Here is a 361-nt window from a genome sequence, read left to right as displayed (position 1 = left end):
CAGCAATTGTTGGTTCTCTTGAGAGACTTAGTTCTGGTCTTAGAATTAATAAGGCAGCAGATGATGCTTCAGGTATGGCGATTGCCGATTCATTACGTTCTCAAGCAAATTCTTTGGGACAAGCAATGAGAAATACTAATGATGGTATCGGTATTATCCAAATTGCTGATAAAGCAATGGATGAGCAAGTAAAAATTCTTGACACAATCAAGACTAAAGCTGTTCAAGCTGCACAAGATGGACAAACTACTAAGACAAGAACTGCAATTCAAGCAGACATTAACCGCTTGATTGATTCTTTGGATAATATTGCGAATACAACAAGCTATAACGGCTTGACTTTATTAGCAGGTTCTTATAC

Annotated in this window: 1 protein-coding gene; it reads left to right on the top strand. The window is 37.4% G+C overall.

Annotation, left to right across the window (positions count from 1 at the left end; translation table 11 throughout):
- Positions 1 to 361: flagellin N-terminal helical domain-containing protein (locus CCZ01_RS10140; RefSeq protein WP_458692873.1), on the top strand; the 361-nt coding region annotated here is incomplete at both ends.

This window comes from Helicobacter monodelphidis (genome assembly GCF_003288845.1).
Classification (GTDB): domain Bacteria; phylum Campylobacterota; class Campylobacteria; order Campylobacterales; family Helicobacteraceae; genus NHYN01.
This window is presented reverse-complemented; position numbering and strand designations above follow the sequence as displayed.